Below are 23865 nucleotides of genomic sequence, written 5' to 3'. Positions count from 1 at the left end.
GCTGTTGACCGTCCCGCATTGACTACTCTCCGAATCCGACCGATTTCAGGGTGAGTTGGACAATGGGCTGGCCGGTGGGTTGCGCGGAGCCGCCAGCGGGCTCGACGGTTACGGCGAGTGACGTCGACGAGGCGTCGAGGCCCTTCGCGACCAAGGGCGTGTCGGCCGCGAAGAGCCCGAGGGAGCGCGGTTGCACACGGGGGCGCATGAGCCAGAGCTGGCGGACACGGCCACCGGGCGGGGCGCCGTATCCGCCGAGGGTGACGACGGCTTCCCCCGCGGAGGCGGAAGCGATCACTCCGATACCGCGGCCCCGTGCGTCCTCGCTGGTGACCGCCCGGGCATCGGACGCGGCCAGAACGTGGGCGATCTCACGTGCCCGGGACCGCTCCGCGTCGAGCCGGTCCTCGGTGCGGTGCGCCTGGACGGCGAAGAGGGAGGCGACGACGAGGGCCGCCGCCGCGGTGGCCGTGGCGAGCGGCACGAACAGCGAGCGCGTGCGGGGCGTACGGGTGCGTCCCGGCGGGGGCTGGGCGCCCCAGACATGCGGCGGCAGCTGGGGCGCGTGTTCCCGCGCCGCCGTCCGGTCCATGGCCTGCTCCTGCGCGGTGGTGCGCACGGCGGCCAGCACCCGCTCGCGCAGGGCGGCGGGCGCCGGGGCCGCCGTGGACCAGGCGAGGCGTACGGCGTCCTCGCCCAGCTCCCGCACCTCGGCGGCGCAGCGCGCGCAGCCCCGCAGATGTTTCTCGAACCGGCGCCGCTCGCCCGCCTCAAGGGCGTCGAGCGCGTACGGCGCGGCGAGGGAGTGCAGGTCCTGGCGGCGCAGCAGGGTGCCGAGGATGCTCATACGGCGCCTCCCAGGCACTCGCGGAGCCGGGTGAGCCCGTCGCGCATCCGCGTCTTGACCGTGCCGAGCGGCAGCGCGAGCCGCTCGGCCACCTCGCGGTAGGTGTAGCCGTCGTAATAGGCGAGGGTCACGGACTGGCGTTGCAGGTCCGTGAGCCGGCGCAGACAGCGGCGCACCCACTCGCGCTCCATGCCCGCCTCGACCTCCTCGGCGACCTGGTCGAAGGCGGGCTCCCCGGCGCGCAGGGCCTCGCGCTGTTCGCGTTCGCCGGCCGCGCGGGCGCTGCGGACCCGGTCCACGGCACGGCGGTGGGCGAGGGTGAGGATCCAGGACAGCGCGCTGCCCCGGCCGGGGTCGAACCGGGCGGCCGAGCGCCACAACTCCAGCAGTACCTCCTGGGCGACCTCCTCGGACTGGGCGGCATCGCGCACCACCCTTCGGACGAGTCCGTACACCGGCCCGGAGACCAGTGCGTACAACTCCTCGAACGCCCTGTGGTCGCCGCCCGCGACGAGCAGCAGCAACTCGTCCGCCCGCATGCGTGCCCCCTCTCCATGGCCGCAGCCGGCTCTCTTGCGCACTCCACGCATCCGCACGAACGCACACCTCCGGCGGGTGATACGGATCGGCGGGCCGAAAACGCGGGTCGGGGCATGTCCAAAAGTTTTTCTCCGCCGGTCCGGGAATTCTTCCCCGGCCGACCAATCCGGTCCGTGGCCCCGCTCCGAAGACCCGTCCGTCAAAGGCAAGTCGGCACTGAGGACGGACGGCATGACACCTCTCTTCTCCAGAGGCCCCTTCTCCAGGAGCGGCTCGGCCCGCACGGGCCTGGTCACCCTCGTCTGCGGTGCGCTGGCCGCCGGAGGGCTCACCGCCGCCGGCGTCGCCGCGCTGACCCCCACGGCGGCCTCCGCCTCCTCCCACCGCGAGGCGCCGCTGATCTCGGGGACCCCGCAGTACGACAACACCGACCTGTACGCGTTCGTCAGCCCGGACAAGCCCGACACGACGACGATCGTGGCCGACTGGATCCCGTTCGAGGAACCGGCGGGCGGACCCAACTTCTATACGTTCGCCGACGACGCCCAGTACGACATCCATGTCGACAACAACGGCGACGCCCAGGGCGAGCTGCTCTTCCGCTACACGTTCAAGACGCACACGAAGAACGGGAACACGTTCCTCTACAACACCGGTCCCGTCACCAGCCTCGACGACCCCGACCTCAACATCACACAGACGTACGACATCGATCTGATCCGGCTGAAGAACCAGCACGTGGTGACGGACACCAAACTCGCGGACGACGTACCCGTGGCTCCGTCGAACGTCGGCAAGGCGTCCATGCCGGACTACGGCAAGCTGCGCGCACAGGCCGTGTACAGGACGGCGGGCGGTGCCGCGACCTTCGCCGGGCAGGCGGACGACCCGTTCTTCGCGGATCTGCGCGTCTTCGACCTGCTGTACGGCGGCAACCTCAGCGAGGTCGGCCGGGACACGCTGAAGGGCTACAACGTCAACACCATCGCCCTGCAGGTGCCGAACGACCTGATCCGCCAGTCGGCGGGGCAGCCCGTCGTCGGGCTCTGGTCCACCACCCAGCGCCGCACCGCGCAGGGCTCGTACACGCAGGTCTCACGCCTGGGCAATCCGCTGGTCAACGAGGTCGTCAACCCACAGAAGGACAAGGACAGGTTCAACGCGTCCCAGCCCTGGTACGACGCCCAGTTCCTGAAGAACGTCACCAACCCGGAGCTGCCGAAGCTCATCGAGTCGATCTACAAGATCAAGGCACCGGCCGAGCCGCGCAACGACCTGGTCGATGTGTTCCTGAAGGGCGTGAAGGGCCTCAACCAGCCGCCGAACGTGCGGCCTTCGGAGGAGCTGCGGCTGAACACCTCGATCAAGCCGAGCACGCATCCCAAGCGGCTGGGCGTCCTGGACGGCGACAACGCGGGCTTCCCGAACGGGCGCCGGCTCACCGACGACGTGATCGACGAGGCGCTGCAGGTCGTCGAGGGTGAACTGGTCGGCTCCAAGAACGACCTGGGCGATGCGGTGGACAAGAACGACCAGGGCTTCGAGAAGTACTTCCCGTACGTCGCCGAGCCCACCTCCGGATCCCGCGGCCCGCTGGCCAAGGGTACGACCGCGGGCACGGACGTACGCAGCCAGCTGGGCGACGCCCTCCAGCCGGCCGGCTCCTCCTCCGGGGGCTCGGGCGACACGGTGCTGATCGCCGCGTCGGCGGCCTCGGGCGCGGCCGGGATCCTGCTGATCGGCACCGCCGTCGGCTGGTGGCGCCGCCGCATCCGCCGTCCGTACTGACCCCAGCCCCACCCCCCAGACCGGCGCGGCCCGCATCCCCTTCCCCCACGGCGGGCCGCGCCCTCCCCTTCCGACCGGCACCAGGCGACCGAGGAGAGGCCATGCCTGCGCGTACGAACGACGACGAGACCGGCGAGCGGCAGGTGCGCCCGGAGCGGGCCGGGACGGCGCCGCCCGCTCAGCCGGCGCCGCCCGACGAGACGGCGCAGCCTGCCGGGACGGCGCCGGGCTCCGACACGGCTCCGGGCTCTGCCGGGCCGCCGCCCGCCGTCGAGCCGCGCGTGGCCGCGCTGCGGCGGTTCGCCGCCGCCGGCCGGCACTCGCGGGCCGCCCGGCTCACCGGGTGCGCGGCCCTGTTGGCCGTGGCGCTGACCGGCGGGGCGATCGCCGTCGGCGCGGACCGGGCGCCCGCCTCGGTGCCGGTCGCCTCCAGCGCCGTGGACCCCGGTGTCCTGGGCGGCGGAGACCTGGACGCCTCCGTCGCCGCGCTCCAGACACATCTGCGCACCCAGCCCAGGGACGCGGGCAGCTGGGCCACGCTGGGTCTCGCCTATGTCGAGCAGGCGCGGACCAAGGGCGACCCCGCCCGCTACCCGCAGGCGCAGCAGGCGCTCAAGCGGTCCCTGTCGCTGGCCCCGGACAACGACCAGGCCCTGGCCGGCCGCGCCGCCCTCGCCGCCGCCCGGCACGACTTCCAGGGCGCCCTGACCGCCGCGGACGCGGCCCTGCGCCAGAACCCGTACAGCGAGCGTGCGCTGTCCTCCCGTATCGACGCCCTGGTCGAACTCGGCCGGTACCCCGAGGCGTCGAGGGCGGCCGAGACCGCCGACGCCCGCAGGCCGGGCGTACCGGTCTTCACGCGGTACGCGTACGTGCACGAGCTGCGCGGCGACGTGAGCACGGCACGCCGGGTCCTGGAGCAGGCCCTGGCGGGCGCCGCGTCCCCGGGCGACATCGCGTACGTGGCCGCCCAGCTCGGACAACTCGCCTGGAACCAGGGCGACTACAGGTCCGCCCTCACCTCCTACGCCCGCGCTCTCGCCGCCGACGACAGCTACCTCCCGGCGCTGGAGGGCCGGGCCCGGGCACAGGCCGCGAGCGGCGACCGCGCGGCGGCGATCGAGGGGATGGAGACGGTGGTGTCCCGCTATCCGCTGCCGGGCCCGCTCGTCGAACTGGGCGAACTGTACGAGGCGCGGGGCGCGGCCGGCGACCGGGCCAGGGCACAGCGGCAGTACGCCCTCGTGGACGCCTGGATCAGACTGGCCCGCGCCAACGGCGTCGACGCCGACCTCGACACCGCGCTGGCCGCCGCCGACCACGGCGACAGGACGGCCGCCCTGCGCGCGGCCCGCGCCGAATGGGCCCGCCGGCACACCGTGCACACCGCGGACGCGCTGGCCTGGGCCCTGCACGTCAACGGCCGTGACACGGAGGCCCTGCCGTACGCCCGCCGGGCCACCGCCACCGGCTACCGGAGCGCCGCCTTCCTGTACCACCGCGGCATGATCGAGCTGGCCACGGGCCACCGGTCCGGGGGGCGTGCCTCGCTGACCTCCGCCCTGCGGCTGAACCCGGGCTTCTCCCCCCTGGGCACCGCCGAGGCCCGTAAGGCGCTGGAGGCGGCGAAGTGAGGCTGCGCGCGGTGTTCGTCCTCGGCGCCCTGTGCGCCCTCGTGCTCCTGCCGGCCACCGGCGCGAGCGCGCATCCCCTCGGCAACTTCACCGTCAACCGGTACGACGGTCTCGTCGCCGCGCCGGGCCGGCTCCGGGTCGACCATGTCGAGGACCTGGCCGAGATCCCGGCGACCCAGGCCAGGCCGGACATGGCGCGGCTGGGCACGGCGCAGTGGGCCCGGCAGCGCTGCGCACAGGCCGCCCGGGGCAGCGAGGCGACCGTGAACGGACGCCGGGTCCCGCTCACCGTGCGGGACGGCCGGGCCGCTCTGCGCCCCGGCCAGGCGGGCCTCAACACCCTGCGCGTGGAATGCCGTTGGACGGCGCCGCTCCCCCGGGCCGGCTCGGTCGCCCTCGGCTTCCGCGGCGCGACGAACTGGTCCGGGCCCGGCTGGCGGGAGATCACCGCGCGCGGTGATCGTATGACGCTCACCGCGACGGACGTACCGAAGGCGTCGGTGACGCACGAACTGACCATGTACCCGAAGGACCTGCTGTCCTCGCCGGCCGACACCACCACCGCCTCCGTACGGCTGCGCCCCGGCGGCCCGGCCCTCGTCGAGGAACCGCGGGCGGCACCGGGCGCCGGTGTCCTGCCGCGCGGCGCCGACCGCTGGACCCGCGCGCTGGAGGGCCTCGTGGCCCGTCAGGACCTCACCGTCGGTTTCGCCGCGCTCGCGCTGCTCATCGCGCTCGTTCTCGGCGCGCTGCACGCGCTCGCGCCGGGCCACGGCAAGACGTTGATGGCCGCGGCAGCGGCGGCGCGCGGCGGCCGGGCCCGGCCACGGGACGTGCTGCCGCTGGCCGCCGCGGTGACCGTGACCCACACACTCGGCGTGGTCGCCCTGGGCCTGCTGGTCACGGCCGGTTCCGCCGCCACGCCCTCGGTGATCGCCTGGCTGGGCATCGCCGGCGGCGCGCTGGTCCTCGCGACCGGCGCGGGCCTCGTACGGAAGGTGTGGTCCGCCCACCGGCATCAGCCGGCGCACCATGGTGAACACGCACATGGTGAACTCGCACATGGTGAACTCGCACATGGTGAGGACGCCCATGTCGAGCACGCCCATGGTGAACACGCCCACAGCCACGACGGGCACACCCACACCCATAGCGGTCACACCCACACCCACGGCGGGCGCCCGCACACCCACCCCGTCGCCCCCACCCTCCGCGGCACGCTCCTGCTCGGCTTCGCCGGCGGGCTCGTGCCCAGTCCGTCCGCCGTGGTCGTCCTCGTCGGCGCCGCCGCGCTCGGGAAGGCCTGGTTCGGGCTGCTGCTCGTCGTGGCCTACGGTGCCGGGCTCGCGCTGACGCTCACGGCGGCCGGGTTCGCGGTGGTCCGGCTGGGCTCGGGGATGACCCGGGTGCTTCAGCGGCGTCCGCGCTGGACGGCCCACCCCGTGACCGCGCTGGTGCGCCGCTCCGTGCCCCTCGCGTCCGCGCTGGTCGTCATGGCCCTGGGCGCCGGACTGGTGCTCAAGGGGGCCGCTTCGGCGCTGGGCTGAACTGCTCCGCTGAGCTACTTTTATGGAGAAATCACATGACATGCCTTGGGGGGCGCCCGTGTCCGAGGAACCGGGCCGTGAACGTGTGATCGCGGGCCGCTACCGTCTGCTGTCCCCGCTGGGCGAGGGCGGCATGGGCATCGTGTGGCGTGCCCGGGACGAGGTACTGCACCGCGAGGTGGCCGTCAAGGAGGTGCGGGCACCCGCCGGGCTGCCGGCCTCCGAAGTGGAGCGGATGTACGCGCGCCTGGAGCGTGAGGCGTGGGCGGCCGCCCGGATCTCCCACCGCAATGTGGTCACGGTGTACGACGTGGCCCTGGAGGACGGCCGGCCGTGGATCGTGATGGAGCTGGTGCGCGGGCTGTCGCTGGCCGACCGGTTGGAGGCGGAGGGTCCGCTGTCGCCGCAGCGGGCGGCGCACCTCGGCGCCGAGGTGCTGTCCGCGCTGCGCGCCGCGCACGCCGTCGGAGTGCTGCACCGGGATGTGAAGCCGGCCAATGTGCTCCTCGCGCACGACGGCCGGGTGGTGCTGACCGACTTCGGGATCGCCTCGGTCGAGGGCAGTACCACGCTGACGATGACCGGCGAGGTGGTGGGCTCACCCGAATTCCTCGCTCCGGAGCGGGCGTTGGGGCGGACACCGGGGCCCGGGTCCGACCTGTGGTCGCTCGGGGTGCTGCTCTACGCGGCCGTGGAGGGCGTCTCCCCGTTCCGGTACGACACCCCGCTCAGCACGCTGCGTGCCGTCGTGGACGAGGAGTTGCCGCAGCCGCGGCGAGCCGGCCCGCTCGCCCCGGTCATCGCGGCGCTGCTGCGCAAGGACCCCGCCGCACGGCCGGCCGCGGAGCGGGCGGAGCAGGAGCTGCGGCTCGTCGCGGCCGGGGGCGCCCCCTCCGGGGGAGGAACACCCGGCGCGGCCACCGCGCCGCTGCCCCGGCCCGGCACCACCGCGCCCGGCCCGCCCGGGGCGCCGCAGCGCTCGCGGCGGGCCGGTGCGGTGCTGCCGGCGGGGCTGCTCGCGGTCGTGCTCGCGCTCGCGGGGCTGACATACGCCCTGTTGCACCACGACAACGGCGGCCGCGGGGACACGGGCGGCGCGCCGGCGAGCGGCCGTGCGTCGACGCCGACGCCGACGCCGAGCGTGCACGGCAGCACAGACTCGGGCACCGGGACCCGGCCGAGCACGAGCGGCAGCGCCTCGTCGAGCCCGCCGCCGGCGCAGTCCGTGCGGGTCACCGTGGCCGGCGCCCACACGACGTACTCGGGTGCCTGTCCCCCGCCGGCCGGGCAGGCGCCCGCCTTCACGGCGACGTTCACGGTGGGGCGGCTGCCGGCCCAGGTGGAGTACCGGTGGGTGACGGCGCACTGGTCGGTGTCGGATCCGGGATGGCGGACGCTGTCCTTCCCGGGCGGCGGCCAGAAGTCCCGGCAGGTGCGGGTGACCCTGACGGTGGACTCCGGCGGTGCGAGCGCCGGGGACCGGATCGCCGTGCAGGTGCGCGGTCCGGTGCCGGCCACGTCGAACGCCGTGCCGTTCGCGGTGAGTTGTACGGACACGACGACGGAGACCCCGTCGGACGGGGCCTCCGCCTCGGCGTCGGGCTCACCGGGAAGTTCACCCTGAGGAGTGAGCCCGTACGGGTCACGTGTTGCTGGAGAACACCGGCAGATAGCCGCCCGACTGGCCGGCCGCGGTGGGGTGGTACGACTCGCTGATGTCAAGCCAGTTGACGCTGTGCAGCCAGGAGTCGCCGGAGCAGATCTCATGGCTGGAGAACGCGGAACGGATGTCGCCGAACACGAAGCCGTGGGCCTGGACGCGCTTCTGGACGGCGGCGTCGATGTAGTCGGCCGCACCGTTGATCGCGGACCGCTTGGTGTCGGAGAGGCCGAGACAGGTCTGGCCGAGCAGATAGAAGCGGGGGTAGCCGAGCACGACGACCCGGGCGTTCGGGGCCTTGGCGCTGATCGCGTCGTAGACGGTGTCCAGCTTGCCGGGGAGCGTGGAGTCGACGTACGCCTTGGCGGTGTTGATCTTGGAGAGGCAGGCGCTGTCGAACTGGATCACACAGGTCGTAATGACGTCGGAGAAACCGGCGTCGTTGCCGCCGATGGTGATGGAGACCAGTGAGGTGGAGGAGTTCAGCGAGCCGAGCTGATTGGCCATCACGTCGTCCGTCGTGGCGCCGGAGCAGGCGTTGAACGCGAACGAGGACGGGCTGTGGGCGGCGTTCCACAGGTACGGGTACGCCTTGGTGCTGCGGTCGCAGCTGCCGCTGGAGCCGATGTAGCTGCCCGAGCCGACTCCGGACGAGTAGGAGTCGCCGAGGGCGACATAGCCACCGGTCGCGGCCGCCGAGGACGCCTGCGCCGACGCGGCTCCGGTGAGCCCGAGGCCGGCGGCGAGGAGGAGTGAGGTAACGAGTCCGGTAAGTCGGGAACGTCTCATGGAACCTCCCTTTAGCAGGATCTCTGCCGCAACTGTCGTACCAACTACGCGTGTTGACGGGAAGTGTCCATGCCAAGACTTTTGAGGCCTCAACAGGAACAACCAGAAACATTCACCGTTCATCTATTGCGCGTACATGTCATCTCTGATGACGGTTCGACAACCCTCGTCTTGACGGCCCCGCTCGGGCTGCGCCACATTGAAGCCCGGCATCCGGCGCGTCGGGGGGCAAAGTCGCGCATGCAGACCATACGTATCAAGACATCTTCATTGCCGCTGTTCGCGGGGGCCGCGACCGCCGTGACGGCGGTCGGCGCGCTGCTCGCCCTCGGCGACCTCGACTCTCCGCTGCGCGGCCCGTGCACCCTGTTCTTCCTGCTGGCGGCGCCGGCCGCGGCGATCGGCGTGGCGCTGCGCGGGCTGGACCCCTTCGGCCGGACACTCTGCGCGCTCGCCGGCGCGGTCGTCGCCGACATGCTGATCGCCCAGAGCATGCTCGCGGTCCACCACTGGTCGGTCCGCGGCGGAGTGGTCGCGGTGACCGTGCTCAGTTTGTTGCTTCTGTTTCTGGTGCTACTCCGGGAACAAATTTCCGGAAAACACCCACAACACTGAGGAACACCAGCCAAAGTTGTGTAACGGCCGAACCAACAAAATTGCGAGAGAGCCGTCCAGGTCTTGCCTTTCGGGTTCAATTGTCAATACCGTCGTACATCTCACCCGCACCGGCACGTCAGCACATGGCTCCAGGGGAGGGCTCAGGGCCACGGCGTTCACCGGCGCGGGGCGCGGTAGGGGGGTGCCGTGCTCGGTGACCGCAACGGTGACCGAGCCGTGCCGCGCGACCGGCTGCCGTTTTTCTCCGGCAGGCCGGCCAGCTTTGCCAGCTCGTCTGTGTGCACGGAGATCGATTTGCCAGAGATCGATCTACCAGAGATCAATTCGCCGTGCCGAAGATGAGAACCCCCCTTTCGAACCGGACACAGAGCCGGGCCGCCCGGGGGTGGGCGGTCCACCGGACGAGAGGGAAAAGACTCATGAGTTCCGTTCTTCGCCCGCCCAGTTCAGGGCAAGAAGATCCATTCATCGCGGCGCACTACCGGCCGATCTCCTCACATCTCGCGATCACTCCGCCGGTGAGCGTGGTGATTCCCGCGATGAACGAGGCGGAGAATCTGCCCTACGTCTTCAAGACACTTCCGGACTGGATACACGAAGTCGTTCTGGTGGACGGCAATTCCACCGACGACACCGTCGAGGTGGCCCGTTCCCTGTGGCCGGGCGTCAAGGTCGTCGGCCAGCACGGCAAGGGCAAGGGGGATGCCCTGATCACCGGGTTCGAGGCGTGCAGCGGCGACATCATCGTGATGGTCGACGCGGACGGCTCGGCCGACGGCGGCGAGATCGTCAGCTATGTCTCCGCACTCGTCTCCGGCGCCGACTACGCCAAGGGCTCGCGCTTCGCCAACGGCGGCGGCACCGACGACATGACCTTCATCCGCAAGCTCGGCAACCGGGCGCTGTGCGCCGTGGTCAACCGCAAGTTCGGGGCGCGCTACACCGACCTGTGCTACGGCTACAACGCCTTCTGGCGGCACTGCCTCGACAAGATCGACCTCGACTGCACCGGCTTCGAGGTGGAGACACTGATGAACATCAGAGTGGTCAAGGCCGGTCTGAAGGTCCAGGAGATACCCAGCCACGAATACCTCCGCATCCACGGCACCAGCAACCTGCGGGCCGTACGCGACGGGATCCGGGTGCTGAACGTCATCCTCAAGGAGCGCTCCAACCGGCGTGAACTGCGCCGCCAGGAACGCCAGTCGCCGATGCTCGACACGGTCCGGGGAGAGGCGTCTTGACAGATCCCGGCATCTCCGTCGTGATCTGCGTGTACACCGAGGACCGCTGGGAGGACATCCTCGCGGCGGTCTCCTCGGTGCGCGCGCAGTCGTACCCGGCGCTGGAGACACTTCTCGTCGTGGACCACAACCCGGCCCTCAAGGACCGGCTGGACCGCGAGTACAAGGAGACCGAGGGCATCCGGGTGCTGCCCAACGCGGGCCCGCGCGGCCTGTCCGCCGGCCGCAACACCGGCATCGCCGCAAGCCTCGGCGAGGTCATCGCCTTCCTGGACGACGACGCCGTCGCCGAACGCGACTGGCTGCGCCGCTTCGCCGAGGGATACGCCGACCCTCGCGTCATGGCGGTCGGCGGCCGCACCGAACCCGTCTGGGCGTCGGGCCGGCGCCCGGCCTGGTTCCCGGAGGAGTTCGACTGGGTGGTCGGCTGCACCTACAAGGGGCTGCCGCCGGGCCGGGTCCGGGTGCGCAACGTCCTCGGCGGCAACGCCTCCTTCCGGCGTACGGCGTTCGAGGCGGCGGGCGGCTTCGCGACCGGCATCGGCCGCGACGGCGACCGCCGGCCGCTGGGCTGCGAGGAGACGGAGCTGTGCATCCGGCTCACCCGGGCCCGCCCCGACGCCGTCCTGCTCATCGACGACCGCGCGGTCATCCACCACCGGGTGCCGGCACCCCGCGAGCACTTCGCGTACTTCCGCACCCGCGCCTACGCCGAGGGCCTGTCCAAGGCCCTGGTCGCCCGCAGCGTCGGCGCGCGCAAGGGGCTGGAGTCCGAACGCCGGTACACCACCCGGGTGCTGCCCGCCGGAGTCGCCCATGGTCTGCGGGACGCCCTGCTGGCCCGGCCGGGCGGCGCGGGACGCGCGGGGGCGATCGTCGCCGGGGTGCTCACCGCCGCGGGGGGCTATGTGGTGGGCCGTGTGCGGGCGCGTCGGGGCGGTGCGACGTTCTCGTCGGCGCCGGTCCCGGGCGCACCCATGAGCCGGGCGGACGCCCGGGCGCGCGCCGGTTCGGCGGGAGGCACCCATGAGTGACCGGCCGGTGCCCATCCTCATGTACCACTCCGTCGCCACCGCGCCCAACGACGCCACCCGCGCCCTGTCGGTCGCACCGGAGGCGTTCGCGGAGCAGATGGCGCTCATCGGTGACCGGGGCCTGACCCCGGTCACCACCGCCGACCTCGCGGCCCGCTGGCGCGCCGGCCGTCCGCTGCCCGCCCGGCCGGTGCTGATCACCTTCGACGACGGTTACGAGGGCGTGCACCGGCACGCGCTGCCCGTGCTCGCCAAGCACGGCTTCGCCGCCACGCTGTTCGTCTCCACCGGCTGGATCAGGGGCGGGTACGACACCGGCGGCGGCCTGGACACCATGCTCGACTGGCGGCAGGTACGCGAACTGGCCGCCGCCGGCGTCGAGATCGGCGGGCACAGCCACACCCATCCGCAGCTCGACCAGCTCGACGACGGCGCGCTGCGTACGGAACTGACCCGCTGCACGGAGATCGTCACCGCCGAACTCGGCTCCCGCCCGGTGTCGTTCGCCTACCCCTACGGCTACTCCAGCCGCCGGGTCCGGCAGGCCGTGCGCGAGGACGGGTACGCCCAGGCGCTCGCCGTCGGCAACGCACTCGCCCGCCGCCACCAGGGGCCGTACGCCCTGGAGCGGGTCACGGTCCGCCGCGGCACGGGCGTGGCGGAGTTCGAGCGGCTGCTGGACGGCCGAGCCCTCGCCCGCACCTTCGCCCGGGACCGCGCCCTCACCAAGGGGTACGCCCTGGTCCGCAGATCCCGTCAGGTCCGCCGGAAGGCCATCCGTTCCCGTGTCTGACACGACCACCACCACCGAGGCCGCGACGACCGACGCAGCGGCGCCCGAGAAGTCCGGGCGCCGGCTGCGGCTGCCCGGCACGGGCCGGTCCTCCGACGGCAGCCCGCTGTTCCGCAACGCCTACGCGCTGATGCTCAACACCGGCATCTCCGCCGTCCTCGGGCTCGGCTTCTGGCTGGCCGCGGCACGCTACTACTCCGAGTCGGCGGTCGGGCAGGGCTCGGCCGCCATCGCCGCCATGAAGTTCCTCGCCGGGCTGACCGCGGTCACCCTGACCGGGGCCCTGGCCCGCTTCATCCCGGTGTCCGGGAAACGCACCGGCACCCTCATCTTCCGTACCTACGCGGGAAGCTGCCTGGTGGTGGCGCTCGCCGCGGGCGTCTTCCTGCTGACCCTGGACGCCTGGGGGCCGTCGTACCGGTTTCTGCACGGCACCGTCAACGGGCTCGGCTTCGTCGTGGCCGTCGTCGCCTGGAATCTGCTGACCCTGCAGGACGGTGTGCTGACCGGGCTGCGCAGCGCGACCTGGGTGCCGGTGGGCAACACCGTGTTCTCGGCCGTGAAACTGGCCCTGCTCGTCGCGCTCGCCGTCGCCGTCCCGACCGCCGGTGTCTTCGTCTCCTGGGTGGCCGCGATCGCCACCTCGGTGGTGCCGCTGGGCTGGCTGGTGTTCCGGCGGCTGGTGCCCCGGCATGTCAGGGCGACCGAGGGCCGTACGCAGCCGCCGACGCTCAAGCAGGTCGGGCGGTTCCTGGCCGGGGACTACACCGGTTCGCTGTTCTCGCTCGCCGTGGTCTATCTGGTGCCGGTGATCGTCGCCGCCCAGGTCAGCTCCGCGGAGAACGCCTACTTCTACATCGCCGCCACCATCGGCGGCACGACCGACCTCCTCGCCATCAACATGGGTGCCTCGCTCACGGTCGAGGGCTCGCACGACCCCGACCGGCTGGCCGCCAACACCCGTGCCGCGCTGGGGCGGATGGCCCGGATCATGCTGCCCATCGCGGGGCTGCTGATCATCGGCGCGCCCTGGATCCTCGGGGTGTTCGGCGCGGGGTACGCGCACGCCGCGACCCCGTTGCTGCGCTGGCTCGCGGTCGGCTCGGTGCTGCGGGTGGTGATCGAGACGTACTTCGCGGTGCTGCGCGCCCGCAGCCGCACCGCCGGACTCGCCCTGTTCCAGGGCCTGTTGTGCGTCCTGGTGCTGGGCTCGACCCTGCTGCTCCTGCCCCGGATGGGGCTGACCGGCGCGGGCGCGGCCGAGGCCGGCAGCCTCGCGGTGGTCGCGGCGATCGCCACCCCGAGGCTGTGGCGGACGATCCGGGCCGCACCGGGCGCCATGGCGGACGCGACGGCACCCGACGGGGACCTCGCCGACCTCGGGGCGCCCGAGGCCCCGGCCACCGGCGTGCCGCTCCGTCGGCACGGCCACAGCCCGGCCTGGGCACTGGACTCCGACACCCTCGCCCTCGGCATCCATGTCGACTTCGACCATGTGGAGCGCCGCCCGGACGTCCGCCCGGGCCCCGGCACCCCGCCCGCCGGTACGCCGTTGCTCCCGCCGGGACTTCCGGTGCGGCCTGCGGTGGGGCTCCCGACGGGACTCCCGGTGGACGTGGGGGTGCCCCCCGTCGAGCGAAGCCGGGACTGGCGGGAGCCGGGCAGCGAGGCCTCGCTGGGCCCGGCCGAGGCCGCGCTGCTGCGCGAGGCGGAGGCGGCCCGGATCGACGCGCCGTTCACGACAGAGGAATTGGACGCGTCCCTGGCCAGGACCGACGCGCCCGCGCCCGGCGCCCGCACCGCCGTACCGGACGAGACCATGCCCGAGGATCCACCGCCGCCCGAGCCCCGCGCAAGGCGGCTGCCGCCCACCCGTACCGGTGTCGTCCTCGGCTGTCTGCTGATCGCCGCGCTGCTGCTGTACTGGGTGCCCGCGCTGCGGCTCGGCGAGGCCGATCTGGACCGGATGGGCGGGCTCGGACTGATCTCCGTGCTGCCGCTGCCGACCCTGGTCGGAGCGGCCCTGCTGGTCGTGGTCTTCACCGCGCTGCTCTGGCTGCGCCGCGAGCACCGGGCGCTGCTGCTGCTCACCCTGGTGGCGACGGTCGTATCGCTGCACGCGCTGCCGGCCGTGATCGAGACCGAGCCACGGTTCCCGACGGCCTGGCAGCATCTCGGCTTCATCGACTACATCGACCGCACCGGGTCCGCCGTACCGGACCTGGACGCCCGCTGGAGCTGGCCGGGCTTCTTCGCAGTGGCCGCGTTCGTCGGCCGGGCCTGTGGGGTCACCGACTTCACCGAGGTCATCCGCTGGTGGCCGGCGGCCGTCCAACTCGCCTATCTGGCACCGATGTTCCTGCTCACCCGGTCGCTGCGGGCGAGCTGGCGGGCGAGGTGGACCGGTGTCTGGCTGTTCGTGCTGTGCGGCTGGGTCGGTCAGGACTACTTCTCGCCGCAGGGCTTCACCTATCTGCTGTACCTGATGTTCGCGGCGATCCTGCTGGTCTGGTTCCGCCCGCCGCGCATGGTCTGGACGACGTTCCGGCCGGGCGAGGCGGAGGTGGAACCCGTCGACCGGCGCGGGCGGGCCGTGCTGCTCCTGGTACTGGTCGGCCTGTACGTGGCGAGCGTGCCCGCGCACCAGCTCACCCCGTTCATCATGCTCGGCGTGCTCGCCGCCCTGGTCCTGCTCGGCCGCTGCGAACTGCGCGGACTGCCGCTGCTGTGCGCGGTGCTGGTCGCGGTGTGGGTCGGCTTCATGGCGGAGCCGTACTGGTCGGGGCACTTCAACGACCTGTTCGGCGGGGTCGGCGGGGTCGGCAGCAATGTCTCGACCTCCGTGTCCGGCCGGATCCAGGGCGGCAGCTCGACCCACAAGCTGGTGCTGTACACCCGGGTGCTGCTGGCCGGCTCGGTGCTGGCGTTCGCCTGCTGGGGCTGGTGGCGGCGGCGCTTCCACCGCTACCGCGAACGCTCCCTGCTGGTGCTGACCTTCGTGCCGTTCCTGGGCTTCGGCATGCAGTCGTACGGCGGTGAGATGGCGCTGCGCGTCTTCATGTTCGCGGTGCCGGGCGCGGCCCTGCTCGGCGCGCTCGCCCTGTTCCCGCGCGCCGGTGTCACCGCGAAGGAACGCGAGAAGGACCGGGTGAGCCTCGCCCCGCTGGCCGCGCTGCTCGCCGGGCTGCTGCTGATGGGCGGCTTCCTGGTGGCCCGCTGGGGCAACGAGCCGTTCGAGCGGACCCGGCCCGGCGAGGTCGCCGCCATGAACTGGGTGTACGCCCATGACAAGCCGACCCTGCGGCTGCTGTGGCTGACCCAGGACACGGTCAACGACGTGACCCCGGCGCTGCCGTGGGGGTCGAGGGACATGGAGCGGGTGACCTATGTGCCCACTCTGGCCCCGACCGACCCGGTGCTGGTGTCGGGCCTGGTCAAGGCGTTGAAGGACGCCGGCCCGCACTCCTATCTGATGGTCGACCGGAGTCAGGTGACCTATCTGCGGCTGGACGCGGGCTACCCCGCGACCTGGGAGTCCCGGCTGATCGGGAACCTGGACGACCGGCAGGAGCTGACGAAGGTCCTCGTCAACGACGACGTCACGGTGTTCGCGCTGCGCAGGCAGCCGGCGGGCGCGGTGCCGAAGCCGCACCCGGGGCCGATCGGGCCGCAGGTGACCTGGACCCCGTGGTCGGTGGTCGGCGCGCTGGCCGCCGTCGTACTGGTCCTGCTGCTGGCCGCCCGGGAGGTGGTCCGGGTCGCGGCCCGCCCCGGGGTGCGTCAACTGCGGCTGCTCCAGGGCACGTTCTGGTTCGCGCTGCCGCTGCTGGCGGTGGTGCTGGCCTCGCTGGTGCAGCGGTTCCTGACGATGAAGTGAGGGTGGTGGCCCGGCCGCTCAGCGGTCGAGCCACCTCACCTCGTAGGGCCCCATGTCGAAGCGCTTGCCGTCGACCTGCGCGCTGATCGTCCGGTTCTGCGTGTTGACCACGAGGACGGTCCTGTCGCTGGCCAGGACACGGACGTTCGGCACGTCGTCCGCGGCGACCGGCACGTTCTCGTACCGCGTGCCCGGCGGGAAGGCCTTGGCGAACCGGGACACCAGGTCGTACATGGGCAGGGCCCTGCCCCCGCCGGAGCTGTCGGTCGGCGTCCACAGACAGCCGGCGCAGCCGGAGCCGGAACTGTCCTCCGGGTTCCAGTAGAAGCCGGAGCCGGCTCCGCCCCGGACCATGGCGATCATTCCGGTGGCCTGCACGGCGAGGCGGTGCGGCTCGGTCCAGCCCGTGCGGTCGCCGTTGCCGTCGCCGGGCTCCACGTAGTACTCGGCCCACCAGAGCGGCACATCGTGGGTCTGGCGCCGCAGCCACTGGCCGACCGCCGTCAGCTTGTCGGTGGCCGCGAACTCGTCCGGCAGCAGATCGTCGTCGCGGGTGTAGCTGGAGCCGTCGACGACGGTGAAGTCGGCGCCCGCCTTGTGGGCGTTCCAGTACGAGAAGGCATCGAGCACCCGCTGGTCCATGGCGCCCCAGGGCCCCTTCAGCGCGGTGGAGGCGTTCGCGTCACGCGGGTCGACGCTGTCCATGACCAGATAGGGGCCGCCGACCATGATGTCCTTGTCGACCTTCTTCAGCGCCCGGTACACGAGGTTGTACAGCCGGGTGTATCCCTCGTAGTCCCAGCGGGACCTGGCGTCGTTCCAGAAGCCCTTGAACTCGTTCCAGACGATGAAGTGCTTCACGTCGGGATAGCGGCGGGCGACGGTCGCGGCGAGGTCGGCGAAGTCCTGGTAGTGGTCGGGGGTGGGGGCCGTCTCCAGGGCGGCCTTGCTCCAGTCCGTGTGGTCGACCCCGGCCCTGCCGCCCTTCATCCAGTCCGGGGAGCAGCACAGGGTGATCACGGGGGTGCCGCCGGAGGCGCGCATGAAGTCGATACGGCGGTCGAGGGCGCCGAAGTCGTAGTGCCCCTTCACCGGTTCGGGATTGTCGGCGCCCCAGCCCATGATGTGCTGGTTCTGCGCCAGCCCGCCGCCGTGCCCCAGCAGCTGCTGCACGCTCCTGGTGGCCGCGCCGGCGCCTTCGTCGGCGCTGTACTGGGTGTGGGTGAAGCCCCAGCCGACGTACGGCTCCGGTGTTCCGCCGGGGCTCGCGGGGGTGCCGTGCACCGTGGCGCCGTCGCGTGTGGTGCCGGCCGTGCTGGGTCCGCCGGTCAGCGTGCCGAACAGGGTCACCACGAGGGCCAGCGCGGCCGCGCCGACACCGAGCAGGGCGGTGAGCCGCCACCGCCGAGTATCCGAATCCCACCCATGTCGTCCCATCAAGGGCAACACTATCGGCGGAGGCGGCGCGTCCGGCAGGTCTTGGGAACACCGGGAACAGTCTTGGCACACCCAGGACGAGCGACGGAAATGCTGTGCACGCCGACCGCCCTTGCCGGATCATGGCCGCATGTCTGCGAACCCACACGACGCTCTGCCGATCCGGCTCCACGTCGACGACTCCGACTCGCCGTCCGACGTCGTCGACGCGCTGTTCCTCGGCCGCTTCGCGACGGGCGAGCAGCCGTACTCGCACGCGGCGAACATCGACCGCGTCCGCTCCGGCGTCACCCTGCTGCCCGACGGCGCCCGGGTGCTGCGGGTCGCCCGTGACGACGACCGCAGCGCGACCCTCGCCGATGGCGAGGGCTGGACCGTGCTGATCTCCCGCTGGAACCGCGGCGCGGACGTCACGGTGACCGCGACCAGCGCCGAACTGGCCAAGAAGGTCCTCGACGAGGCCACCGACGGCGCGGCCGACGAGCCGGAGCCCCAGCCCGAGAACGTGACGATGGGCTTCTGGTACGTCTCCCCCCGGCGCGGCCCGCACCGCACCACCCGGCAGATCTCCGCCGGTACCTGGGACGAGGTCCGGCCCAACTACACGGCGCCGGTGGCGGACGCCATGGACCGTCTGATGAGGACGACCCCCGAGGACATCGCCGGCCGGCTGCTCCTGCTGCACGGCCCGCCCGGCACCGGCAAGACCTCGGCCCTGCGCACGCTGGCCCGCTCCTGGCGCGACTGGTGCCAGGTGGACTGCGTCCTGGACCCCGAACGCCTCTTCTCCGACGTCGGCTATCTGATGGACATCGCGATCGGCGAGGAGGACGGCCCCGGCAAGGGCCGCTGGCGTCTTCTCCTGCTGGAGGACTGCGACGAGCTGATCCGCGGCGAGGCCAAGCACACGGCGGGCCAGGCCCTGTCCCGGCTGCTGAACCTCACCGACGGCCTGCTCGGCCAGGGCCGCAACGTCCTGGTCGGCGTCACCACCAACGAGGACCTGGAGCGCCTGCACCCGGCCGTGGTCCGCCCCGGCCGCTGTCTGGCCCGGATCGAGGTGGGCCCGCTGACCCGGCGCGAGGCGGTGAACTGGCTCGGCAGCGAGGAGGGCGTCAGCCGCGAGGGCGCGACGCTGGCCGAGCTGTACGCGCTGCGCCGGGGCACGACGCCGACCTCGGTACCGGGGGCGCGCGACGGCGCGGACGCGGGGCTGTACCTGTAGTGCTTTGATGGTGCTGTGACCTTGTTCGTCGGCACCTCCGGGTGGCAGTACAAGGAGTGGCGGGACCTCGTGTATCCGGCCGGGGTCCCGGCACGGCTGTGGCTGGAGGAGTACACCCGGCTGTTCGCGACGGTGGAGATCAACAACGCGTTCTACCGTCTCCCCTCCCGCGAGAACTTCGCGGCCTGGCGGGAGCGGGTCCCGGCGGACTTCGTCGTCGCGGTCAAGGCCAGCCGCTATCTGACCCACATCAAGCGCCTGAAGGACCCGGCCGAACCGGTCGACCGCCTGATGACCCATGCGGCGGGCCTCGGCGACCGCCTGGGCCCGGTCCTCCTGCAGCTCCCGCCGACCTTGCGCGCCGACCCCGCCCTCCTCGACACCTGCCTGGCCTGCTTCCCGTCCGGTGCGCGGGTGGCCGTGGAACCCCGCCACGACTCCTGGTGGACACCCGAGGTCCGCGCGGTGCTGTCGGCCCGGGGCGCGGCCCTGTGCTGGGCGGACGTCCAGGCCCGCCCGGTCACCCCGCTGTGGCGCACCACCGACTGGGGCTACGTCCGCTTCCACGAGGGCCGCGCCCGGCCCTGGCCGCGTTACGGCCACCGCTCCCTGGAGACCTGGGTGGACCGCATCGCGACGACCTGGACGCGCGGGCAGGACGTGTACGCGTACTTCAACAACGACCCGGGCGGCGCGGCGGTGCGGGATGCGGTGGCGTTCGGGAGGGCGGCGGGACGGGCCGGCCTGCCGGTGACCCGGACACCGGAACTGTCCGGGCAACGGTGACCCTCGCGGACCCTGCTGTCCCCCGTAGGCCGCCCGGCTATCCCCCGTAGGCCGCCCGGCTATCCCCCGTAGGCCGCCCGCAGGGCGTCCCGCACGGCAGCCAGCGCCTCGACCTCGGTGAGTCCGAGCCGCCTGACCCGCTCGGTGTACGCCTGAGCCGCGGCGGCAGCCTCCCGTTCCGCGGCCGAGCCGGCGGCGGCCACGAACGTTCCGTTGCGCCCCCGCGTCTCGATCACCCCGTCGCTCTCCAGCGCCCGGTACGCCTTGGCCACCGTGTTCACCGCGAGGCCGAGGCCCTCGGCCAGCCCCCGTACGGTCGGCAGCCGGTACCCCACCGGCAGTGCCCCCGACCGTGCCTGCTCGGAAATCTGCGCCCGCACCTGCTCGTACGGGGGTGCGCTGTCATCGATGCGGATCTTCAGGCTCACGGGCCGATTGTCCCGCACCGGAGGGAAAATGAGAGGCACCCCCCACCCGATCCCCCTACGGTGCATCTCCATGACTGTGATCGTGCGGGACCTCCGCCCCGACGTCCCGGCCGACCTCGAAGGCTTCGCCCGGGTCCGGCATCTCGCCCTTCCGTACCTCCTGTTCACCCCGGACTCGGTCCGGCACGACGTCCTCCGCATGCCGCCCGGGGCGCGCTACCGCCCGCTGGTCGCGGAGGAGGACGGCGAGGTGATCGGCACGGCACAGGTCCATCTGGCCCATGACAGCAGCACGCCGGGCCAGGGCCTGCTGAACGTCTACGTCCGGCCGGACCGAACGGGCCGCGGCGCCGGCGGGCTGCTGGTGCGCACGGCCGAGGAGTACCTGACCGGCCAGGGCGCGACCAGGCTGCTGAGCTGGGTCCTCGACGAACCGGCCCACCGCGCCTTCGCCGAACGGCACGGCTACCGGGGCAGCCGCCGCGCCCACTTCCTCCGGCTCGACCTGGCGGGTTCCGTCCTGCCGCCCGTCCCGAGGACGCCGCCGGGCGTCGAACTGCGCACGGCCAGGGACTTCGCGGAGGACCCGCGCCCGCTGTTCGAGCTGGACGCGGAGACGATGCTGGACGAACCGGGCGACGTCGACTACGAGTTGACCGACTACGAGGCCTGGGTCGAGCAGCACTGGAAGCAACCGCTGCTGGACCTCGACCTGACGGTGGCCGCGTGTGTCGAGGGCCGTCCGGTCGCCTTCAGCGTGGCCTACAGCGACGGCGGCACGCGATATTCCACCGCGATGACCGGCACCGCCCAGGCCTTTCGCGGGCGCGGGCTGGCCAAGCTCGCCAAGATCCACTCTCTGTACCGGGCACGGGCGGCCGGTGTCACCGAGGCGTTCACGGGCAACGACGGCGGGAACGCCCCGATGATCGCGATCAACAAGTGGCTGGGGTACGAGATCTGTGCGACGGAGGTACGCCATGTCCGTGAACTCGGCTGACGCAGCACGGTCGGTGGAGGTCGTCCTGGTCAAGGCCGGCCGGACGAAGATCCGTTATCCGGCCGAGCTGCTCCAGGACGACGGCACCCGGGTCGTCGTGCGCGCGCCCTGGGCAGGTGCGGGCGTCCGCGACTTCGGCTTCGTCCGCTTCGAGCCGGGCGACCTCTTCACCGAGTACTACTGGCGCGACCGCTGGTACGCGGTGAAGGAGGTGCGCGCCTCGGACGGCACGGTGAAGGGCTGGTACTGCGACATCACCCGCCCGGCGGTGCGCGACCGCGGTGAACTGGTCGTGGAGGACCTCGACCTGGACCTGTGGCGCTCCGCCGACGGCACGGACGTACGGCGGCTGGACGAGGACGAGTTCGCCGCGAGCGGGCTGGCGGAGTCGGACCCCGGGGCCGCGTCCGCCGCGCTGGCCGCGCTCGCGGAGCTGGAGGCGCTGGCCCGCGCCGGGGGTTTCACGCGGCTGCTGGCCTGACGCCCCCGGCGTCTCACACGGTCGCCACCACCGCGTACCGCTCGTCCTCCACCGCTTTCCCCCACAGCACCGGGTCGCCGGACAGTCGCTCCACGCGCACGTCCGGGCTCAGCGGTGCCAGGAGGGCGGTGAGCCGGCCGGCGGGTATGCCGACCGGGTGGAGGGTGCCCCAGACGCCCTCCACCAGGACGAAACGGCCCCCGGGGCGCAGCAGGTCCCGCCAGTGCCGCAGCACCCGGTCCGGTTCCGGCAGGGTCCAGAGCACATGCCGGACGAGGACGACGTCGAAGCGCTGCCCGCCCACCGGCGGGGCGTCGGCCTGCCCGCGCAGGACCACCGCGTCGCGCCCGGCGAGCTTGGCGCGGGCCCGCTCGACCATCGCAGGGGAGGAGTCGACGCCTGTCACACGGTGTCCCTGTTCGACGGCGAGGAGCGACAGGCTGCCGGTGCCGCAGCCGAGGTCGAGGACGTCGGCGGGCCGCTCGGGCAGCCAGGAGCGGAGCCTGGCCGCCCAGGCGGCGCAGGTCCCGGGGTCGCGCAGACCGTGGTCCGGCTCGTCGTCGAAGGCGCCGGCCGCGGCGTCCCAGTCGATGCCGGGGGTGTGGTCGATGTCCGGGGCGAGGGGCGCAACCGTGTCGTCGTTCACGTTCGTCATCCCCACAGAGTGACACCCGCCACTGACAACCCGGCTCCGATGAGGAACTCTCCCCAAAAGGGTCTGCCTCCGTGACACCACGGACTCCGGCAGGCACCGAAGGAGGCAGCCATGCGCCGCGTAACCGTGCAGAAGCCCCTGAAGAAGACGGACAGCCGCCGGATCCGCGAAAAGGCGGAGGAGCGTCCCACGTCCCGCCCCGAGGTGCGCAAGGACATCGCCCGCACCTGGTGGCCGGACGGCTGACCGCGCCGAGGCCGTGCGTCGCCGTCCGCCGTCGCCGTCTGCCTGAGCGCAGTCTGAGTACCCCCTTAAGGGCACCATAAGGATCTCCTCCACCCTCCTCCAGCAGGCGATTTCGCGGTTTCTCAGGGCTAGTTTCGGAACACCCCCACGGGATCCAGCCCCACCGCAGGACCGTCTTCCGAGGAGTTCCGTATGTCCGCTCGCGCCCGCCGCACGGCCGCCGTCGTCGCCGTGCTCGGTCTGCCGCAGCTCGCCCTGACCGTGCTCGCCGCCGCACCCGCGTCCGCGCACGGTTCGATGGGCGATCCGGTCAGCCGTGTCTCGCAGTGCTACGCGGAGGGTCCGCAGAGCCCGAAGTCGGCCGCGTGCAAGGCGGCCGTGGCGGCCGGCGGCGCGCAGGCGCTGTACGACTGGAACGGCATCCGGATCGGCGACGCCGCCGGACAGCACCGGAAGCTGATCCCGGACGGCAAGCTGTGCAGCGCGAACAACGAGGAGTTCAAGGGCCTGGACCTGGCCCGCGCCGACTGGCCGGCGACGAGCGTGCACAGTGGGGCGTACACGTTCAAGTACCGGGTGACCGCCCAGCACAAGGGGACCTTCAAGGTCTATCTCACCCGGCCCGGTTATGACCCCGCCAAGCCGCTGGCCTGGTCCGGGCTGGATATGGAGCACCCGGTGGCGACGGTCACCGACCCGGTCGCCTCGGGCGGCTTCTCCACGTTCTCCGGCAAGCTGCCCGAGCGGTCCGGCAAGCAGCTGCTGTATGCGATCTGGCAACGCTCGGACAGTCCGGAGGCGTTCTACTCCTGCTCGGACGTGGACTTTGGCGGCGCCGGCACGGCCGGTACGGGCAGCACCCCGGCGCCCACGGCCTCCGCGCCCTCGGACCGGCAGATAGCGGCCGGTGCCGACAGGTCGACGATGACGATGCGGCACCACGGCCACGGCCAGAACGCCGGCGACGGCGCGAGCGCGCCGGCCCAGCGGCCCGCCCGGCAAGCGGCTGGGCAGCCCGCCCGGCGGCCCGGCACCGCCGCCGCGGCCGACGCGCCGAAGGCGGCCGGTGCCGCGAAGAACCTCGCGGAGACCGGCGCCTCCACCGGCGTCACGTACGTCGCGATCGGCGGCGCGAGCGCGCTGGCGCTCGGTTCGGCGGCGCTGTTCCTGTCGGTGCGACGGCGCGCGGCGGGCGGCGCCCACCGCCGGTGAGAGCGCCGGGGAGACTTCCGGGGC

General features: G+C 72.5%; 21 protein-coding genes. 15 read left to right on the top strand and 6 right to left on the bottom strand.

Going from position 1 to position 23865, the window contains the following annotated elements; genetic code table 11:
* Positions 1 to 22: 22 nt before the first annotated feature.
* On the bottom strand, positions 23 to 847 hold the full coding sequence (locus tag IE277_RS11195; RefSeq protein ID WP_189951123.1) for an anti-sigma factor: 825 nt from the start codon (positions 845 to 847) through the stop codon (positions 23 to 25).
* Positions 844 to 1386 (bottom strand): sigma-70 family RNA polymerase sigma factor, encoded by a 543-nt coding sequence (locus IE277_RS11190; RefSeq protein WP_189951121.1) that lies wholly within the window; start codon positions 1384 to 1386, stop codon positions 844 to 846. Before IE277_RS11190 ends, IE277_RS11195 begins: the two co-directional genes overlap by 4 nt.
* Before the next feature lie 232 nt (positions 1387 to 1618).
* On the opposite strand from IE277_RS11190, the gene IE277_RS11185 reads away from it, so the two are divergent.
* The 4 genes from IE277_RS11185 to IE277_RS11170 all read left to right on the top strand — a co-directional run bounded on the left by IE277_RS11185 (position 1619) and on the right by IE277_RS11170 (position 7980).
* Positions 1619 to 3175: a DUF4331 domain-containing protein gene (locus tag IE277_RS11185; RefSeq protein ID WP_189951119.1), complete on the top strand. Its 1557-nt coding sequence runs from the start codon at positions 1619 to 1621 to the stop codon at positions 3173 to 3175.
* A 101-nt stretch (positions 3176 to 3276) separates the two neighbouring features.
* Positions 3277 to 4809 carry a tetratricopeptide repeat protein gene (locus IE277_RS11180; protein ID WP_229881221.1) on the top strand — a complete coding sequence of 511 codons (1533 nt, stop codon included), beginning with the start codon at positions 3277 to 3279 and terminating at the stop codon, positions 4807 to 4809.
* The gene (locus IE277_RS11175; RefSeq protein ID WP_189951117.1) at positions 4806 to 6356 is read left to right on the top strand and encodes a HoxN/HupN/NixA family nickel/cobalt transporter; all 1551 of its coding nucleotides are present in this window, start codon (positions 4806 to 4808) and stop codon (positions 6354 to 6356) included. The genes IE277_RS11180 and IE277_RS11175 overlap by 4 nt, the downstream gene beginning before the upstream one ends.
* Positions 6357 to 6396: 40 nt before the next feature.
* A complete protein-coding gene (locus IE277_RS11170) occupies positions 6397 to 7980 on the top strand; it encodes a serine/threonine-protein kinase (protein ID WP_189951115.1) in 1584 nt (527 codons plus the stop codon).
* 18 nt (positions 7981 to 7998) lie between these two features.
* Here the strand turns inward: IE277_RS11170 and IE277_RS11165 are convergent, their stop codons facing one another.
* Positions 7999 to 8805, bottom strand: coding sequence for an SGNH/GDSL hydrolase family protein (locus IE277_RS11165; RefSeq protein ID WP_189951113.1), 807 nt, complete (start codon positions 8803 to 8805; stop codon positions 7999 to 8001).
* Positions 8806 to 8976: 171 nt separating this feature from the next.
* On the opposite strand from IE277_RS11165, the gene IE277_RS11160 reads away from it, so the two are divergent.
* The 5 genes from IE277_RS11160 to IE277_RS11140 all read left to right on the top strand — a co-directional run bounded on the left by IE277_RS11160 (position 8977) and on the right by IE277_RS11140 (position 16371).
* Positions 8977 to 9420, top strand: a complete 444-nt coding sequence (locus IE277_RS11160) for a hypothetical protein (protein WP_229881219.1) — start codon at positions 8977 to 8979, stop codon at positions 9418 to 9420.
* A 422-nt stretch (positions 9421 to 9842) separates the two neighbouring features.
* Positions 9843 to 10667 carry a glycosyltransferase family 2 protein gene (locus tag IE277_RS11155; RefSeq protein ID WP_189951110.1) on the top strand — a complete coding sequence of 275 codons (825 nt, stop codon included), beginning with the start codon at positions 9843 to 9845 and terminating at the stop codon, positions 10665 to 10667.
* Entirely contained in the window at positions 10664 to 11701 is a 1038-nt protein-coding gene (locus tag IE277_RS11150; protein WP_189951108.1) for a glycosyltransferase family 2 protein, read from the top strand. The genes IE277_RS11155 and IE277_RS11150 overlap by 4 nt, the downstream gene beginning before the upstream one ends.
* Complete coding sequence (locus IE277_RS11145) at positions 11694 to 12494, top strand: polysaccharide deacetylase family protein (protein ID WP_189951106.1); 801 nt, start codon at positions 11694 to 11696, stop codon at positions 12492 to 12494. The genes IE277_RS11150 and IE277_RS11145 overlap by 8 nt, the downstream gene beginning before the upstream one ends.
* Complete coding sequence (locus tag IE277_RS11140) at positions 12487 to 16371, top strand: lipopolysaccharide biosynthesis protein (protein WP_189951104.1); 3885 nt, start codon at positions 12487 to 12489, stop codon at positions 16369 to 16371. Before IE277_RS11145 ends, IE277_RS11140 begins: the two co-directional genes overlap by 8 nt.
* An 18-nt stretch (positions 16372 to 16389) precedes the next feature.
* Here IE277_RS11140 and IE277_RS11135 read toward each other — a convergent pair whose 3' ends face one another.
* Positions 16390 to 17808, bottom strand: a complete 1419-nt coding sequence (locus IE277_RS11135; RefSeq protein ID WP_189951102.1) for a GH39 family glycosyl hydrolase — start codon at positions 17806 to 17808, stop codon at positions 16390 to 16392.
* Positions 17809 to 17938: 130 nt separating this feature from the next.
* On the opposite strand from IE277_RS11135, the gene IE277_RS11130 reads away from it, so the two are divergent.
* Both IE277_RS11130 and IE277_RS11125 read left to right on the top strand, forming a co-directional pair.
* Positions 17939 to 19033, top strand: coding sequence for a DUF5925 domain-containing protein (locus tag IE277_RS11130; protein ID WP_189951100.1), 1095 nt, complete (start codon positions 17939 to 17941; stop codon positions 19031 to 19033).
* 15 nt (positions 19034 to 19048) lie between these two features.
* Positions 19049 to 19819: a DUF72 domain-containing protein gene (locus tag IE277_RS11125; protein WP_189951098.1), complete on the top strand. Its 771-nt coding sequence runs from the start codon at positions 19049 to 19051 to the stop codon at positions 19817 to 19819.
* Between the two features lie 59 nt (positions 19820 to 19878).
* Here the strand turns inward: IE277_RS11125 and IE277_RS11120 are convergent, their stop codons facing one another.
* Positions 19879 to 20247, bottom strand: a complete 369-nt coding sequence (locus IE277_RS11120; protein WP_189951096.1) for a GntR family transcriptional regulator — start codon at positions 20245 to 20247, stop codon at positions 19879 to 19881.
* A gap of 70 nt (positions 20248 to 20317) precedes the next feature.
* On the opposite strand from IE277_RS11120, the gene IE277_RS11115 reads away from it, so the two are divergent.
* Both IE277_RS11115 and IE277_RS11110 read left to right on the top strand, forming a co-directional pair.
* Positions 20318 to 21247, top strand: a complete 930-nt coding sequence (locus tag IE277_RS11115; protein ID WP_189951094.1) for a GNAT family N-acetyltransferase — start codon at positions 20318 to 20320, stop codon at positions 21245 to 21247.
* Entirely contained in the window at positions 21228 to 21728 is a 501-nt protein-coding gene (locus IE277_RS11110) for a ribonuclease FAU-1 family protein (RefSeq protein ID WP_189951092.1), read from the top strand. Before IE277_RS11115 ends, IE277_RS11110 begins: the two co-directional genes overlap by 20 nt.
* Positions 21729 to 21741: 13 nt before the next feature.
* Here IE277_RS11110 and IE277_RS11105 read toward each other — a convergent pair whose 3' ends face one another.
* Entirely contained in the window at positions 21742 to 22383 is a 642-nt protein-coding gene (locus tag IE277_RS11105; RefSeq protein ID WP_189951089.1) for a class I SAM-dependent methyltransferase, read from the bottom strand.
* A gap of 111 nt (positions 22384 to 22494) precedes the next feature.
* Between IE277_RS11105 and IE277_RS48765 the strand changes: the two genes are divergently transcribed.
* Positions 22495 to 22629, top strand: a complete 135-nt coding sequence (locus IE277_RS48765; protein ID WP_268252341.1) for a hypothetical protein — start codon at positions 22495 to 22497, stop codon at positions 22627 to 22629.
* Positions 22630 to 22821: 192 nt separating this feature from the next.
* The gene (locus tag IE277_RS11100) at positions 22822 to 23841 is read left to right on the top strand and encodes a lytic polysaccharide monooxygenase auxiliary activity family 9 protein (RefSeq protein WP_189951087.1); all 1020 of its coding nucleotides are present in this window, start codon (positions 22822 to 22824) and stop codon (positions 23839 to 23841) included.
* Positions 23842 to 23865 lie beyond the last annotated feature (24 nt).

The organism is Streptomyces alanosinicus, assembly GCF_014650595.1.
GTDB lineage: Bacteria > Actinomycetota > Actinomycetes > Streptomycetales > Streptomycetaceae > Streptomyces > Streptomyces alanosinicus.
The sequence above is the reverse complement of the archived record's forward strand: the minus strand, read 5'-3'. Positions and strand labels throughout refer to the sequence as shown.

Bases quoted from the DNA above. Each gene is read 5' to 3' on its own strand.
- IE277_RS11185 (WP_189951119.1), top strand. From the start codon at position 1,619: ATGACACCTCTCTTCTCCAGAGGCCCCTTCTCCAGGAGCGGCTCGGCC.
- IE277_RS48765 (WP_268252341.1), top strand. From the start codon at position 22,495: ATGCGCCGCGTAACCGTGCAGAAGCCCCTGAAGAAGACGGACAGCCGC.
- IE277_RS11170 (WP_189951115.1), top strand. From the start codon at position 6,397: ATGCCTTGGGGGGCGCCCGTGTCCGAGGAACCGGGCCGTGAACGTGTG.
- IE277_RS11165 (WP_189951113.1), bottom strand. From the start codon at position 8,805: ATGAGACGTTCCCGACTTACCGGACTCGTTACCTCACTCCTCCTCGCC.
- IE277_RS11115 (WP_189951094.1), top strand. From the start codon at position 20,318: ATGACTGTGATCGTGCGGGACCTCCGCCCCGACGTCCCGGCCGACCTC.
- IE277_RS11110 (WP_189951092.1), top strand. From the start codon at position 21,228: ATGTCCGTGAACTCGGCTGACGCAGCACGGTCGGTGGAGGTCGTCCTG.
- IE277_RS11180 (WP_229881221.1), top strand. From the start codon at position 3,277: ATGCCTGCGCGTACGAACGACGACGAGACCGGCGAGCGGCAGGTGCGC.
- IE277_RS11130 (WP_189951100.1), top strand. From the start codon at position 17,939: ATGTCTGCGAACCCACACGACGCTCTGCCGATCCGGCTCCACGTCGAC.
- IE277_RS11105 (WP_189951089.1), bottom strand. From the start codon at position 22,383: ATGACGAACGTGAACGACGACACGGTTGCGCCCCTCGCCCCGGACATC.
- IE277_RS11135 (WP_189951102.1), bottom strand. From the start codon at position 17,808: ATGGGACGACATGGGTGGGATTCGGATACTCGGCGGTGGCGGCTCACC.
- IE277_RS11195 (WP_189951123.1), bottom strand. From the start codon at position 847: ATGAGCATCCTCGGCACCCTGCTGCGCCGCCAGGACCTGCACTCCCTC.
- IE277_RS11100 (WP_189951087.1), top strand. From the start codon at position 22,822: ATGTCCGCTCGCGCCCGCCGCACGGCCGCCGTCGTCGCCGTGCTCGGT.
- IE277_RS11145 (WP_189951106.1), top strand. From the start codon at position 11,694: ATGAGTGACCGGCCGGTGCCCATCCTCATGTACCACTCCGTCGCCACC.
- IE277_RS11190 (WP_189951121.1), bottom strand. From the start codon at position 1,386: ATGCGGGCGGACGAGTTGCTGCTGCTCGTCGCGGGCGGCGACCACAGG.
- IE277_RS11155 (WP_189951110.1), top strand. From the start codon at position 9,843: ATGAGTTCCGTTCTTCGCCCGCCCAGTTCAGGGCAAGAAGATCCATTC.